The sequence below is a fragment of the Pseudomonas sp. Cab53 genome, assembly GCF_018325965.1.
Taxonomy (GTDB): Bacteria; Pseudomonadota; Gammaproteobacteria; order Pseudomonadales; family Pseudomonadaceae; genus Aquipseudomonas; species Aquipseudomonas chlororaphis_E.
This window is the reverse complement of record NZ_AP021902.1, coordinates 4999936-5014144: the sequence shown is the minus strand read 5'-3', so window position 1 is coordinate 5014144 and position 14209 is coordinate 4999936. Positions and strand designations below refer to the sequence as shown.

The 14209-nt window shown below is 65.4% G+C and carries 12 protein-coding genes; 7 read left to right on the top strand and 5 right to left on the bottom strand.

Annotation, left to right across the window (positions count from 1 at the left end):
- Positions 1 to 128: 128 nt before the first annotated feature.
- The 5 genes from KI241_RS21905 to ydcS all read right to left on the bottom strand — a co-directional run bounded on the left by KI241_RS21905 (position 129) and on the right by ydcS (position 5798).
- The gene (locus tag KI241_RS21905) at positions 129 to 1553 is read right to left on the bottom strand and encodes a gamma-aminobutyraldehyde dehydrogenase (RefSeq protein WP_042730044.1); all 1425 of its coding nucleotides are present in this window, start codon (positions 1551 to 1553) and stop codon (positions 129 to 131) included.
- An 81-nt stretch (positions 1554 to 1634) separates the two neighbouring features.
- On the bottom strand, positions 1635 to 2453 hold the full coding sequence (locus KI241_RS21900; RefSeq protein WP_042730043.1) for an ABC transporter permease: 819 nt from the start codon (positions 2451 to 2453) through the stop codon (positions 1635 to 1637).
- Positions 2443 to 3387, bottom strand: a complete 945-nt coding sequence (locus KI241_RS21895; RefSeq protein WP_042730042.1) for an ABC transporter permease — start codon at positions 3385 to 3387, stop codon at positions 2443 to 2445. Before KI241_RS21895 ends, KI241_RS21900 begins: the two co-directional genes overlap by 11 nt.
- A gap of 1 nt (position 3388) precedes the next feature.
- Entirely contained in the window at positions 3389 to 4426 is a 1038-nt protein-coding gene (locus KI241_RS21890) for an ABC transporter ATP-binding protein (protein WP_042730041.1), read from the bottom strand.
- A 220-nt stretch (positions 4427 to 4646) separates the two neighbouring features.
- Complete coding sequence (ydcS, locus tag KI241_RS21885; protein WP_212802987.1) at positions 4647 to 5798, bottom strand: putative ABC transporter substrate-binding protein YdcS; 1152 nt, start codon at positions 5796 to 5798, stop codon at positions 4647 to 4649.
- A 183-nt stretch (positions 5799 to 5981) separates the two neighbouring features.
- Here ydcS and KI241_RS21880 point away from each other — a divergent pair, with 183 nt between their 5' ends.
- The 7 genes from KI241_RS21880 (at position 5982) to KI241_RS21850 (ending at position 14187) form a co-directional block, all read left to right on the top strand.
- Positions 5982 to 6683, top strand: a complete 702-nt coding sequence (locus KI241_RS21880) for a tellurite resistance TerB family protein (protein WP_042730676.1) — start codon at positions 5982 to 5984, stop codon at positions 6681 to 6683.
- A gap of 147 nt (positions 6684 to 6830) precedes the next feature.
- Positions 6831 to 8453 carry a methyl-accepting chemotaxis protein gene (locus KI241_RS21875; protein ID WP_042730677.1) on the top strand — a complete coding sequence of 541 codons (1623 nt, stop codon included), beginning with the start codon at positions 6831 to 6833 and terminating at the stop codon, positions 8451 to 8453.
- On the top strand, positions 8453 to 8989 hold the full coding sequence (locus KI241_RS21870) for a chemotaxis protein CheW (RefSeq protein WP_042730678.1): 537 nt from the start codon (positions 8453 to 8455) through the stop codon (positions 8987 to 8989). The genes KI241_RS21875 and KI241_RS21870 overlap by 1 nt, the downstream gene beginning before the upstream one ends.
- Positions 8986 to 10251 (top strand): protein-glutamate O-methyltransferase CheR, encoded by a 1266-nt coding sequence (locus tag KI241_RS21865; RefSeq protein WP_042730679.1) that lies wholly within the window; start codon positions 8986 to 8988, stop codon positions 10249 to 10251. The genes KI241_RS21870 and KI241_RS21865 overlap by 4 nt, the downstream gene beginning before the upstream one ends.
- Complete coding sequence (locus tag KI241_RS21860) at positions 10248 to 10919, top strand: chemotaxis protein CheW (RefSeq protein WP_042730680.1); 672 nt, start codon at positions 10248 to 10250, stop codon at positions 10917 to 10919. The genes KI241_RS21865 and KI241_RS21860 overlap by 4 nt, the downstream gene beginning before the upstream one ends.
- The gene (locus KI241_RS21855; protein ID WP_042730681.1) at positions 10916 to 13180 is read left to right on the top strand and encodes a hybrid sensor histidine kinase/response regulator; all 2265 of its coding nucleotides are present in this window, start codon (positions 10916 to 10918) and stop codon (positions 13178 to 13180) included. The genes KI241_RS21860 and KI241_RS21855 overlap by 4 nt, the downstream gene beginning before the upstream one ends.
- Positions 13177 to 14187, top strand: a complete 1011-nt coding sequence (locus KI241_RS21850; protein WP_042730682.1) for a chemotaxis response regulator protein-glutamate methylesterase — start codon at positions 13177 to 13179, stop codon at positions 14185 to 14187. The genes KI241_RS21855 and KI241_RS21850 overlap by 4 nt, the downstream gene beginning before the upstream one ends.
- Positions 14188 to 14209 lie beyond the last annotated feature (22 nt).

The window sequence follows — 14209 nt, the reverse complement described above, 5'->3', positions numbered from 1 at the left end:
TATACGTTGTAGACACCCTAGGTTCTGCCAGGATTTCCGTCAACCGGCGAACGTGCATCGATCGACGAAAACCTTAGCAGGACCTCGACCCGGCAACCGTGGGCATGTGTTGCCAACGTTGTCTTGACTCAGTGCTTGAACATCACATGGCGCACCACCGTGTAATCCTCCAGCCCATACATGGACATGTCCTTGCCGTAGCCGGAGCGTTTCTGACCGCCATGGGGCATTTCGCTGACGAGCATGAAGTGGGTGTTGACCCAGGTGCAGCCGTATTGCAGGCGTGCCGCCAGGCGATGGGCGCGACCGACGTCGGCGGTCCATACCGAGGACGCCAGGCCGTAGTCCGAATCGTTGGCCCAGGCCAGCACTTGCGCTTCATCGAGGAACGGTGTGACGGAAACCACCGGCCCGAAGACTTCCCGGCGGACGATTTCGTCATCCTGCTGGGCATCGGCCAGCACGGTCGGCTCGAAGAAGAACCCGTTGCCCTCCACGGCCTTGCCGCCGGTGACCAGGCGAATATGCGCCTGGGCGATGGCGCGCTCGACGAACCCGGCCACGCGGTCGCGATGCTGGGCGGTGATCAGCGGGCCCATCTCGGTGTCGGCGGCGGTTTGCAGGCCGTACTTGATGCTGCTGACCGCCGCGCCGAGTTTTTCGACAAAAGTGTCATAGATGCCTTGCTGGGCATAGATACGGCAGGCGGCGGTGCAATCCTGGCCGGCGTTGTAGAAGCCGAAGGTGCGGATGCCTTCCACCGCGGCGTCGATGTCGGCGTCGTCGAAGATGATCACCGGGGCCTTGCCGCCCAGTTCCATGTGCGTGCGCTTGACGCTGTCGGCGGTGCTGGAAATGATGTTCGAGCCGGTGGCAATGGAGCCGGTCAACGAGACCATGCGCACTTTTGGGTGGGTCACCAGGGGCTGGCCAACGGTCGGCCCGCGACCGAACACCACGTTGAGCACGCCGGCCGGGAAGATCTCTGACGCCAGTTGCGCCAGGCGCAACGCCGTCAGCGGGGTCTGTTCCGATGGCTTGAGCACCACGGTATTGCCGGCGGCCAGGGCCGGGGCGATTTTCCAGGCGACCATCATCAGCGGGTAGTTCCACGGTGCGATGGAGGCGACGACGCCCACCGGGTCGCGACGGATCATCGAGGTGTGCCCCGGCAGGTACTCGCCGCCGGCCGAACCGTTCATGCAGCGGCTGGCGCCGGCAAAGAAGCGGAACACGTCGGCGATCGCCGGGATCTCATCGTTCAGCGCGGCGCTCAGGGGCTTGCCGCAATTGTCCGACTCCAGCTTTGCCAGTTCCTCGCCGTGGGCCTCGATGGCGTCGGCCAGCCGAAGCAGCAGCAAGGAGCGGTCCTTGGGGGCCACCTGGGACCAGCTGTCGAACGCACTGTCGGCGGCGCGCACGGCGGCGTCCACCTGGGCTTCGCTGGCCTCGTTGATTTCCACCAGCACCCGGCCCAGCGCAGGGTTGAACACGGCTTGACCAGGCCCTTCGCCGTCCACCAGGTGGCCGTTGATCAGTAGTTTGGTTTGCATCTCCCTGTCCTCCTCTCGCTGTTTTGTTTTTTGTGGCAGAGAGCCGCTCGCTCCCTCACTGGATAGTCGTCAGTGGCTGATTCATTTTCCCCCGCTGCCCGCCACGCTTTCGCCTCCTCGGGTCAGGTAATAGGCCCCCAGTATCGGCAGCATGGTCACCAGCATCACCAGCATCGCTACCACGTTGGTCACCGGCACGTCGCGGGGCCGGCTGAGTTGATTGAGCAGCCACAGCGGCAGCGTGCGTTCGTGGCCGGCGGTGAAGGTGGTGACGATAATTTCGTCGAACGACAGCGCAAATGCCAGCATCCCGCCGGCCAGCAACGCCGAGCCCAGGTTGGGCAGGATGATGTAGCGGAACGTCTGCCAGCCGTCGGCCCCCAGGTCCATCGACGCCTCGATCAGGCTGTAGGCGGTGCGGCGCAGGCGCGCGATGACATTGTTATAGACGATCACTACGCAAAAGGTTGCATGGCCAACGATGATGGTGAACATCCCCGGCTCGATCCCCAGGCTCTTGAACGTCGCCAGCAACGCGATGCCGGTGATGATCCCCGGCAGGGCGATCGGCAGGATCAGCATCAATGAAATGGCCTGCTTGCCGAAGAATTCACGCCGGTACAGCGCCGCCGAGGCCAACGTGCCAAGCACCATGGCGATCAGCGTGGCGATGGCCGCGACCTGCAGCGACAACTTGATCGCTTCCAGCACGTCGGGGCGTGCGAAGGCGACGCTGAACCACTTCAGGGTCAGGCCCTTGGGCGGAAAGCTGAACGCCGCGTCCTCGGTGTTGAACGCGTAGAGGACGATGATCAGGATCGGAAAGTGCAGGAATACCAGCCCGCCCCATGCCGCAAGACGCAGCCCCCAGGACGCTCGGGACAAGGAGTCAGAGTGCATCGAAAGCCCCCAGGCGTTTGACGATGGACAGGTACACGGCGATCAGCACGATGGGCACCAGCGTGAAGGCGGCCGCCATGGGCATGTTGCCGATGGCCCCTTGCTGGGCGTAGACCATGCTGCCGACGAAGTAGCCCGGCGGCCCCACCAGTTGGGGCACGATGAAATCCCCCAGGGTGAGTGAAAACGTGAAGATCGAGCCGGCGGCGATGCCTGGGATCGACAGCGGCACAATCACCTGCATGAACGTCTGGCGCGGTTTGGCGCCCAGGTCTGCCGAGGCTTGCAGCAGCGACGGCGGCAGGCGTTCGAGGGAGGCCTGGATCGGCAGGATCATGAAGGGCAGCCAGATGTAGACAAACACCAGGAAGCGCCCCAGGTGCGAGGTGGAAAGCGTGCTGCCCCCGACGCCGGGGACGCCAAGCACGAACTGCAGCGACGGTCCCAGGCCCAGTTGCTGGATGAACCACTGCGCCACGCCGCCCTTGGCCAGCAGGAGCGTCCAGGCATAGGCCTTGACGATGTAGCTGGCCCACATCGGCAGCATCACCGCGATGTAGAAAAACGCCTTGGTCTTGCCTCGGGTGTAGCGCGCCATGTAGTAGGCAATCGGGAACGCGACGATCGCGCTGGCGATGGACACGACGATGGCCATGCTCACGGTGCGCAGGATGATGTCGACATTCGAGGGTTGGAACAGGGCGACGAAGTTCGCCAGGGTCAGGTCCGGCGTGACGGCCATGGTGAAGTCGTCGAAGGTGTAGAACCCCTGCCACAACAGGGTCAGCAGCGAACCCAGGTAGACCGCGCCGAACCAGATCAGCGGCGGCACCAGTAACATCGACAGGTAGAGGTTGGGGCGTCGGTACAACAGGTTGGAGAACCGTCGCAGCGAGCCCGATGCGGTGGCGGAGCGCAAGGCCGGTGTGTTCATGTCACGCCTCGCCCGGGACGCTGTCGTGCAGGGGGATCATCGCCTCGCGGGCCCAGCGCACGGCCAGGTGCTGGCCGGCCTGGTGGCGGGTCCCCGGGTCGTCCCATTGGGTGTTGGCCTGGCTGAGGTTCAGGACCTGGCCGTTGGCAAGCTTCAACTCGTAGCGCGTGGCGCTGCCCTGGTACTGGATGTCGTGGAGCAGGCCGTGGACTTCGATCTCATGCGCGGCCAGCGGGCCGTCGGCAAACCGCAGGTGTTCGGGGCGGATCGAGAAGGGCTGTGGATAACCGCTCAGGGTTTGCGCCAGCTCGCCACGGATCACGTTGGAGGTGCCGACGAACTCGGCGACGAAGGTGGTCGCCGGCTTCATGTACAAATTGCGCGGGGTGTCGACCTGTTCGATGCGCCCCTTGTTGAACACCGCCACGCGGTCGGACATCGACAGCGCTTCGGTCTGGTCATGGGTGACGAAGATGAACGTGATGCCCAACTGGCGTTGCAGTTTTTTCAGCTCGCCCTGCATCTGTTCCCGCAGCTTCAGGTCCAGAGCCCCCAGGGGCTCGTCCAGCAGCAGCACCCGCGGGCGATTGACCAGCGCACGGGCCAGGGCCACGCGTTGGCGCTGGCCGCCGGAGAGCTGGGCCGGCTTGCGCTCGCCGTAGCCGCCCAGGGCGACCATCTCCAGGGCGTCTTCGGCGCGCTTGATGCGCTCGGCCTTGGCCACGCCCTTGACCTTCAAGCCGTAGGCCACGTTGTCGCGCACGTTCATGTGCGGGAAGAGGGCGTAGTCCTGGAACACCGTGTTGACGTCCCGCTGGTAGGGCGCCAGTCCCGTGGCTTCCTCGCCGTGGATGCGGATCGAGCCTTCACTGGGCTGCTCGAACCCGGCGATCAGGCGCAGGCAGGTGGTCTTGCCCGAACCGGAGGGGCCCAGCATGGAAAAGAACTCGCCGTCCTGGATATCGATTGAAACCCGGTCAACGGCTTTCACATCGCCGAACTGACGGGATACCTGGGTGAATTGGACTGCAAGCGTCATGGTGCGGGGCTCCAAAAAGCGGGGCGGGTATGAACCTTCAATGATTGGCACGCGACCCCGTGGCGAGGGAGCTTGCTCCCGCTGGGTGGCGCAGCCGCCCTAAAACCAGGCGATGCGGTGTGTCAGCTAATACCGCGTCGCTCGGTTTTGGGCGCGCTTCGCACGCCAGCGGGAGCAAGCTCCCTCGCCACAGGGGCTACTCCCATTTATGTGCCGGGCCTTACCGCCCACCCATGATCGCAATGTAGTCCTGGGTCCAGCGGCTGTAGGGCACGTACTTGCCCCCCTCGGCCTGCGGGGTTTTCCAGAAGGCGATCTTGTCGAACTGATCGAAGCCGTTGGTCTTGCAGCCTTCGGCGCCGAGCAGTTCGCTGCCTTTGCACGCCGCCGGCACCGCCGGCAGGGAGCCGAACCAGGCGGCCACGTCACCCTGGACTTTCGGTTGCAGCGACCAGTCCATCCATTTGTAGGCGCAGTTGGGGTGCTTGGCGTCGGCGTGGAGCATCGTGGTATCGGCCCAACCGGTGGCGCCTTCTTTCGGGACGGTCGAGGCGATCGGCTGTTTCTCGTTCATCAGGCCGTTGACCTGGTACGGCCAGGCCCCGGACGCCACGACACCCTCGTTCTTGAAGTCACTCATCTGCACGGTGGTGTCGTGCCAGTAACGATGGATCAACGGTTGCTGCGCTCGCAGCAATTGCAGCACGGCCTTGTATTGCGCCTCGTCGAGCTGATAAGGGTCCTTGATGCCCAGCTCAGGCTTGGCGGTCTTGAGGTAGAGCGCTGCGTCGGCGATGTAGATCGGACCGTCGTAGGCTTGCACGCGCCCCTTGTTCGGTTTGCCGTCGGGCAGGTCCTGGGCGTTGAACAACATGCCCCAGCTGGTCGGTGCCTGCTTGAACACCTCGGTGTTGTACATCAGTACGTTCGGGCCCCACTGGTACGGTGTGCCGTAGGTCTGCTGGTTGACCACGTACCACGGCGCATCCTTGAGGCGTGGGTCGAGGTTCTGCCAGTTGGGGATCAGCGCCGTGTTGATCGGCTGCACCCGCTTGCCGGCAATCAAGCGCAGCGAGGCATCGCCCGAGGCGGTGACCAGGTCGTAGCCACCCTTGGTCATCAGGCTGACCATTTCGTCGGAGGTCGCCGCGGTCTTCACGTTCACCTTGCAACCGGTTTCCTGCTCGAAACCGCTCACCCAATCGTAGGCCTTGTCGCTTTCGCCGCGTTCGATGTAGCCCGGCCAGGCCACGATATCCAGCTGGCCTTCGCCAGCGCCAATCGCCTTGGGCAGCTCGGCGGCCTGGAGGCTGACACCGGTCAGCAGCGCCGTGGTCATTGCGCTGAGCAATACGGTCTTGTGCGCGTACATGGGAATCCCTCTTGCTTTAATTGTGGTCGGGGCAGTGTCGGAACGGGGCGATACGCTATGGATGGCTAGCTATTAGCGTAGTCAGGCAACATCTGGAAGCAAACTTGCCGCTGTACAAGGGCACTTTCGATCTAGGCTGGTGGCCTTAATGATCCGGTTAACCCGAATGCGTGGAGGTGGTAAATGAACACCCGTGGATTGCTCGATCAACTCCTCAAGTCTGGCCAGGAGATGTTGCAGAACAAGGCCGGCGGCTCACAAGACAAGGCGTCCGGTGGCTTGGGCGGCTTGCTCGGGGGCTCCGGCAACCTGGGCGCAATGCTCTCCGGCAAGGGGGCCCTGGCCGCCGGGGCCATGGGGCTGCTGCTGGGAAACAAGAAAGCCCGCCAGTTCGGCGGCAAGGCCTTGGCCTATGGCGGCTTGGCCGCGCTGGGCGTGATCGCCTACAAGGCCTATGGCAACTGGCAGGCCCAGCAGGGCCGCGCCCCGCAAACCGAACCGCAGACCCTGGACCGCGTGCCCCCGGCGCAGGTCGAACAGCACAGCCAGGCGATCCTCAAGGCCCTGGTGGCGGCCGCCAAGGCCGACGGCCATGTGGATGAGCGTGAGCGCGAGCTGATCGAAGGCGAGTTCACCAAGCTCGACAACGACCAGGAACTGCAACACTGGCTGCACGCCGAACTCAACAAGCCCCTGGACCCCACCGATGTCGCCCGCGCCGCCGGCACCCCGGAAATCGCCGCGGAAATGTACGTCGCCAGTGTGATGCTGGTGGACGAGGAAAACTTCATGGAGAAGTCCTACCTCGACGAACTGGCCCGCCAGCTCAAGCTGGAGCCGGGATTGAAGGCCGAGCTGGAGAAACAGGTGCGCCAGGCCGCCTGATCCCCCACGCAAATACCCCTTCAGAAAACACCTCCTGTGGGAGCGAGCAGGCTCGCTCCCACAGTTTTTTGCAGGGCGCGCCCATACAGCCGTTCCCCGGCCCTCAGCTATACTCCCCAGCATTTTCAAAGTGCCTGAGGTTTTACTGTGAAGAACTGGACATTGCGCCAACGCATCCTGGCGAGTTTCGCGGTGATCATCGCCATCATGCTGCTCATGGTGGTTGTCTCGTACTCGCGGTTGCTGAAGATCCAGGACAGTGAAGAACGGGTGCGTGCCGATGCGGTGCCGGGGGTGTACTACAGCTCCATGATTCGCGGTGGCTGGGTCGACAACTACGTCCTGACCCAGCAGATCGTCGGCCTTTCCGGAAACCGCGAGCTCACCGCCGAGGACAAGGCCCGCTACCAGGGCTTCGAGCAGCACCTGCGCGAAGAAATAGAGAACTATGAAAAACTGATCCAGAACCCCGCCGACCAGGCGTCTTTCGACGAGTTCGAGGCCAACCACCAGGCGTTCAACCAAGCCATGGCCAAGGTCCTGGACTTGTACCAGCGCAAGGACTACGAAGGCGCGCGGCAGATCCTGGACAAGGAGCTGACGCCGGCCTGGATCGGCGGCCGCGGGCACCTGAACCGCATCATCGAACGCAATCGCGAGCTCGCGCAAAACGCCACCCAGACCATCGGCGATGCGGTGACGGCGGCCAAGGTGGCCATGGGCCTGTCATTTCTCGTCGCGCTCATCATCGCGCTGCTGTGCGGGCTGTTGCTGATGCGCGCGATCATGGCGCCGATGAACCGCATCGTGGAGATCCTCGACGTCATGCGCAGCGGCGACCTGAGCGGGCGCCTGAACCTGGCGCGCAAGGACGAATTCGGCGCGGTGGAAACCGGCTTCAACGACATGATGGCCGAACTGACATCGCTGGTGGCCCAGGCCCAGCGTTCGTCGGTTCAGGTCACCACGTCGGTGACCGAGATCGCCGCCACGTCACGGCAGCAACAGGCCACGGCCACTGAAACCGCCGCCACCACCACCGAGATCGGCGCGACGTCCCGGGAAATCGCCGCCACGTCCCGCGACCTGGTGCGCACCATGACCGAGGTTTCCACCGCTGCCGACCAGGCCTCGGTGGCCGCCGGCTCCGGCCAGCAAGGCCTGGCGCGCATGGAAGACACCATGCATTCGGTGATGGGCGCCGCCGACCTGGTGAACGCCAAGCTGGCGATCCTCAACGAGAAGGCCGGCAACATCAATCAGGTGGTGGTGACCATCGTCAAGGTGGCGGACCAGACCAACCTGTTGTCCCTCAACGCCGCCATCGAGGCCGAGAAGGCCGGTGAATACGGGCGCGGCTTCGCCGTGGTGGCCACCGAAGTGCGTCGCCTGGCCGACCAGACCGCCGTGGCGACCTACGACATCGAGCAAATGGTGCGCGAGATCCAGTCCGCCGTATCGGCCGGCGTGATGGGCATGGACAAGTTCTCCGAAGAAGTGCGTCGAGGCATGGCCGAGGTGCAGCAGGTCGGCGAGCAGCTGTCACAGATCATCCATCAGGTCCAGGCGCTGGCACCGCGGGTGTTGATGGTCAACGAAGGCATGCAGGCCCAGGCCACGGGGGCTGAGCAGATCAACCATGCCCTGGTGCAACTGGGCGACGCCAGTAGCCAGACCGTGGAGTCCTTGCGCCAGGCCAGTTCCGCGATCGATGAACTGAGCCAGGTGGCCGTAGGGCTGCGCAGTGGCGTCTCGCGTTTCAAAGTCTGATGGGCGAATTCGAGACCCGGCATGGCACCGTGCCGACGGCCCGCCAGGCGCTGTTCCTGGTGTTTCGCATCGGCAACGAACGTTATGCGTTGCAGGCCATCGATGTGGTGGAGGTACTGCCGCGCCTGCCCCTCAAGCCCATTGCGCGAGCGCCGGCCTGGGTGGCGGGCGTGTTTGCCTGGCGCGGTACGGTGGTGCCGGTGATCGACCTGTGCGCCCTGACATTCGGCCAGGACGCCGAGGCCCGCACCAGCACGCGCTTGGTGCTGGTCCATTACCGGCCCGACAGCGGCCAGGCGGGGCATGTGCTGGGGCTGATCCTGGAACAGGCCACCGACACCTTGCGTTGCGATCCGGCGGACTTCCAACCCTATGGCCTGGAGAACCGGCAGGCGCCGTACCTGGGCCCTGTGCGCGAAGACGCCCAGGGGTTGCTGCAATGGGTGCGGGTCAATGACCTGCTCGACGCGTCGGTTCACGCCATGTTGTTCCCCACTCCGCCGCTCAACCCGCATGATTTCGAGGCGCGGCCATGAGCAGTGACCAACGCTTTTTCGACTTCCTCAAGGCGCGCATCGGCCTCGACGTGACGTCTGTTGGCACCGCCATCATCGAGCGGGCGGTGCGCCAGCGCATCCTGGCCGTGGTAGGACGAACCGCCGATGAGTACTGGCAAACCCTGCAGCATTCGACCCAGGAACAGCAGGCGCTGATCGAAGCGGTCATCGTCCCGGAGACCTGGTTCTTTCGCTATCCGGAGTCGTTCGCGACCCTGGCCAGGCTGGCCATCAAACGCCTGGCCGAGATCAACCACCTGCGTGCGTTGCGCGTCCTCAGCCTGCCGTGCTCCACCGGCGAGGAACCCTATTCCATCGCCATGGCCTTGTTCGACGCGGGCCTCAAGCCCCATCAGTTCAAGGTCGATGGCCTGGACGTCAGCCCGCTGTCGGTGGAGCGGGCCAGGGAGGCGCGCTACTACAGGAACTCCTTCCGTGGGGCGGACCTGGGTTTTCGCGAGCGGTATTTCGTCGCTGAAGATGACGGCTATCGCCTCGACGAACGGGTGCGCGAGCAGGTGCGCCTGCAAGTGGGCAACCTGCTGGATCCGGCGTTGCTGGTGAACGAGGCGCCTTATGACTTTGTGTTTTGCCGCAATCTGCTGATCTATTTCGACCAACCGATCCAGCAGCGGGTGTTCGAGGTGCTCAAGCGCCTGACCCACCAGGACGGCGTGCTGTTTATCGGCCCGGCCGAAGGCAGCCTGCTGGGGCGGCTGGGCATGCGTTCAATCGGCGTGCCCCAATCGTTCGCCTTCAGCCGCCAGGGCGTCGCCGAGCCACAACCGTTGCCGGCCTTGGCGCCGACCCCGCCACCGCTGCGCCAGCCGCCCCCGCGGGTTGTCCCCCCGGTGGCGAGGCCCCGGCCGTTCGCCGCAACGGTGGCGCCGGTTGCCGAGCCAGGAAACCGCGAGGCTGACGCCTTGCTGGCGCAGATCGCGGCCCTGGCCAACGGTGGCAAAAGTGCCGAGGCCCGTGCGGCGTGCGAACAGTATCTGCGCAACCACGCGCCGGTGGCCCAGGTGTTCTATTGGCTGGGGTTGCTCAGCGACATGGCCGGCGACGCACTCCAGGCCCAGGGTTTCTACCGCAAGGCGCTTTATCTTGAACCGCAGCACGCCGAGGCCCTGGTGCACCTGGCGGCGCTGCTGGCTTCCCAGGGAGACGCGGCTGGCGCGCGTCGATTGCAGGAACGCGCCGCGCGCAGTGGGCGCGCGGCAGACAGTGAGCGTAAACAATGAGCGGTCCGGCTTCTTACCACGTCATCCATGACGAGGCCCAGGCAATCGACGATTGCTGGAACCGTATCGGGATCCATGGCGACAAGTCCTGCCCGCTATTGGTCGAGCACATCCACTGCCGCAATTGCTCGGTGTATTCGGCCGCCGCTACGCGGCTGCTCGACCGCTACGCCTTGCAGCAGGATGACCGGGCGCGGGTCCAGGCGCCGGTGGACAGCGACCTTGTCACCCGCTCGTTGCTGATGTTTCGCCTGGGTGAAGAGTGGCTGGGCCTGACCACCCGCAGCCTGGTGGAGGTCGCGCCGTTGCAGCCGATCCATTCGTTGCCGCACCAGCGTTCGCGGGCCTTGCTGGGCGTGGCGAACGTGCGCGGGGCGTTGGTGGCCTGCCTGTCGCTGGCGGAGCTGTTGGACCTGGAACCCGGCGGCACCGTGGCGTCCGGCGCCCGGAGCCAGCCGCGCATGCTCATCGTCGCCGCCAAGGGCGGGGCGGTGGTGGTACCGGTGGACGAGGTGGACGGCATCCATGCCATCGACGAACGCATCCTGGCGAACGCTTCGCCGTCCGCCGGCAAGTACACCCGTGGCGTGTTGCCCTACAAGGGGCGCAGCCTGCGCTGGCTGGACGAAGAACAGTTGTTGTCTGCCGTGACCCGGAGCCTGTCATGACCCCTGACCAGATGCGCGACGCGTCGCTGCTGGAGTTGTTCAGCCTGGAGGCCGAAGCCCAGACCCAGGTGCTGAGTGCCGGGCTGCTGGCCCTGGAACGTGACCCGACCCAGGCCGATCACCTGGAGTCATGCATGCGCGCCGCGCACTCGCTCAAGGGCGCGGCGCGGATCGTCGGGGTGGACGCCGGGGTCAGCGTGGCCCACGTGATGGAGGATTGCCTGGTCAGCGCCCAGGAACGGCGCCTGGTGCTGACGGCCGAGCACATCGACGCCTTGCTGCAAGGCACCGACCTGCTGACGCGCATCGCCACGCCGGGCAACGACGTGGGCGCCGCGGAGATCGAGGCCTATGTCAGCCTGATGGGGCGTTGGCTGGATCCCAGCGTCGTGCAGGACGCGTTGGTGACGCCGGCCAGGATCGAGGTGCCGGTGGCGCCGGTCCGCGTCGAGTTGCCCGAGCCGCAAGCCCCGCAGCCCGCGGAGCCGGCCACCAAGGGCAAGCGGGTCATCGAAGGTGGCGAGCGGGTCCTGCGGGTGACCGCCGAGCGTCTCAACGGCTTGCTCGACCTGTCGAGCAAGTCCCTGGTGGAAACCCAGCGCCTCAAGCCCTGGCTGGCGACCCTGCAACGGCTCAAGCGCCAACAGGGCAATGGCTTGCGTGCCCTTGAGGCGTTGAACGTGCACCTCAAGGAACACACCCTGAGCCTGCAAGCCCAAGAAGCCCTCGACGATGCGCGGCGCTTATTGGCCGAGACCCAGCAACTGTTGGCGCAGAAAACCGCCGAGCTGGACGAATTCGCCTGGCAGGCCGGTCAGCGGGCGCAAGTGCTGTATGACACGGCACTGGCCTGCCGCATGCGCCCGTTCGCCGATGTGCTCTCCGGCCAGGTGCGCATGGTGCGCGACCTGGGGCGCAGCCTGGGCAAGCAAGTGCGCCTGGAAATCGAAGGCGAGAAAACCCAGGTCGACCGCGATGTGCTGGAGAAGCTCGAGGCGCCGCTGACCCACCTCTTGCGCAACGCCGTGGACCATGGCATCGAAACCCCGGAGCAACGGCAACTGGCCGGCAAGCCCGCCGAAGGCCTGATTCGCCTGCGGGCCTCTCACCAGGCCGGGTTGCTGGTCCTGGAGCTGGCCGACGACGGTGCCGGCGTGGACCTGGAGCGGGTCCGTCGCAGCATCGTCGAGCGCGGCCTGTCCCTTGAGCAGACGGCCGCCAGCCTGAGCGAAGAGGAGCTGCTGACGTTCCTGTTCCTGCCCGGTTTCAGTCTGCGCGACAAAGTCACCGAAGTGTCCGGGCGCGGTGTCGGCCTGGACGCCGTCCAGCACATGGTCCGGCAGTTGCGCGGGTCGGTGGTGCTGGAGCAGACGGCGGGCGAGGGCAGCCGTTTCCACCTCGAAGTGCCGTTGACGCTGTCGGTGGTGCGCAGCCTGGTGGTGGATGTCGGCAACGAGGCCTATGCCTTTCCCCTGGCCCACATCGAGCGGATGTGCGACCTGGCGCCGGAAGACATCGTCCAGGTCGAAGGACGCCAGCATTTCTGGTACGAAGGTCGGCACGTCGGCTTGGTGGCGGCCACCCAATTGCTCAATCGCCCGGCGACGCAGAACAACCAACAGACCCTCAAAGTGGTGGTGATCCGCGAGCGTGAGGCGATCTATGGCGTGGCGGTGGAGCGTTTCATTGGCGAGCGGACCCTGGTGGTCCTGCCCCTGGACGAACGCCTGGGCAAGGTCCAGGACATTTCCGCCGGGGCCCTGCTGGACGACGGCTCGGTGGTGTTGATCGTCGACGTCGAAGACCTGTTGCGTTCGGTGGACAAGCTGCTCGACACCGGGCGCCTGGAGCGCATTGCCCGGCAGGACCAGGCCCAGGCCCCGCGCAAGCGCATCCTGGTGGTGGACGATTCGCTGACCGTGCGCGAGCTGCAACGCAAGCTGCTGCTGGGGCGCGGTTACGACGTGGCGGTGGCGGTGGACGGCATGGACGGCTGGAACGCCTTGCGTTCGGAAGACTTCGACCTGCTGATCACCGACATCGACATGCCGCGCATGGACGGCATCGAGCTGGTCTCCCTGCTGCGGCGCGACAACCGTCTGCAATCGCTGCCGGTGATGGTGGTGTCCTACAAGGACCGCGAAGAAGATCGCCGTCGTGGCCTGGACGCCGGCGCCGACTATTATCTAGCCAAGGCGAGCTTCCATGACGACGCCTTGCTCGACGCCGTGGTCGAATTGATCGGAGGAGCACGCGCTTGAAGGTCGCCATCGTCAATGACATGCCCCTGGCGGTCGAGGCCCTGCGCCGCGCCCTGGCGTTCGAACCGGCGCACCAGTTGGTCTGGGTGGCCGCCAATGGCGCCGAGGCGGTGCAGCGCTGCGCCGAATACACCCCGGACCTGATCCTGATGGACCTGTTCATGCCGATCATGGACGGCGTGGAGGCGACCCGGCGGATCATGGCCGACACGCCGTGCGCGATCGTGATCGTCACCGGTGACAGCCAGCAGAACGTCCACCGCGTGTTCGAGGCCATGGGTCACGGGGCGCTGGACGTGGTCGACACGCCGGCTCTGGGCGTCGGCAACCCGGCCGATGCGGCGGCGCCCTTGTTGCGCAAGATCGCCAACATCGGCTGGTTGATCGGTGAGCGCGGCAACCGCGAGCGCTCGGCGCCGGCGTCGCAGCGTGCGGCGGTATCGCGCAAGCGCCTGGTGGCCATCGGCTCGTCGGCCGGCGGCCCGGCGGCCCTGGAGATCCTGCTCAAGGGTTTGCCGCGCGACTTTGCCCCGGCCATCGTGCTGGTCCAGCACGTGGACGAGGTATTTGCCGCGGGCATGGCCGAGTGGCTGAGCAGTGCCTCGGGGCACACCGTTCGCCTGGCCCGGGAAGGCGAGACACCCCAGGGCGGCACGGTGCTGCTGGCCGGGACCAACCATCACCTGCGGCTGTTGAAGGACGGCACCCTGGCCTACACCGCCGAGCCGGTGCACGAGATCTACCGCCCTTCCATCGACGTGTTTTTCGAGAGCGTCGCGCACTTCTGGAGCGGTGACGCAGTGGGCGTACTGCTCACCGGCATGGGGCGCGATGGCGCGCAAGGGCTTAAACTGATGCGCCAGCAGGGTTGCGTGACCATCGCCCAGGACCAGAGCAGCAGCGCGGTCTACGGTATGCCAAAGGCCGCCGCCGCCATCGATGCTGCCGCCCATATACTTGCCCTGGACCGCATAGCGCCAAGGCTGTTGGAGATTTTTGCCCCATGATGACCCCCGGCCGTCTTGCCTC

Excerpts from the sequence above, each read along its gene's own strand:
- KI241_RS21905 (WP_042730044.1), bottom strand. The coding sequence starts at position 1,553 with ATGCAAACCAAACTACTGATCAACGGCCACCTGGTGGACGGCGAAGGG.
- KI241_RS21900 (WP_042730043.1), bottom strand. The coding sequence starts at position 2,453 with ATGCACTCTGACTCCTTGTCCCGAGCGTCCTGGGGGCTGCGTCTTGCG.
- KI241_RS21895 (WP_042730042.1), bottom strand. The coding sequence starts at position 3,387 with ATGAACACACCGGCCTTGCGCTCCGCCACCGCATCGGGCTCGCTGCGA.
- KI241_RS21890 (WP_042730041.1), bottom strand. The coding sequence starts at position 4,426 with ATGACGCTTGCAGTCCAATTCACCCAGGTATCCCGTCAGTTCGGCGAT.
- ydcS (WP_212802987.1), bottom strand. The coding sequence starts at position 5,798 with ATGTACGCGCACAAGACCGTATTGCTCAGCGCAATGACCACGGCGCTG.
- KI241_RS21880 (WP_042730676.1), top strand. The coding sequence starts at position 5,982 with ATGAACACCCGTGGATTGCTCGATCAACTCCTCAAGTCTGGCCAGGAG.
- KI241_RS21870 (WP_042730678.1), top strand. The coding sequence starts at position 8,453 with ATGGGCGAATTCGAGACCCGGCATGGCACCGTGCCGACGGCCCGCCAG.
- KI241_RS21865 (WP_042730679.1), top strand. The coding sequence starts at position 8,986 with ATGAGCAGTGACCAACGCTTTTTCGACTTCCTCAAGGCGCGCATCGGC.
- KI241_RS21860 (WP_042730680.1), top strand. The coding sequence starts at position 10,248 with ATGAGCGGTCCGGCTTCTTACCACGTCATCCATGACGAGGCCCAGGCA.
- KI241_RS21855 (WP_042730681.1), top strand. The coding sequence starts at position 10,916 with ATGACCCCTGACCAGATGCGCGACGCGTCGCTGCTGGAGTTGTTCAGC.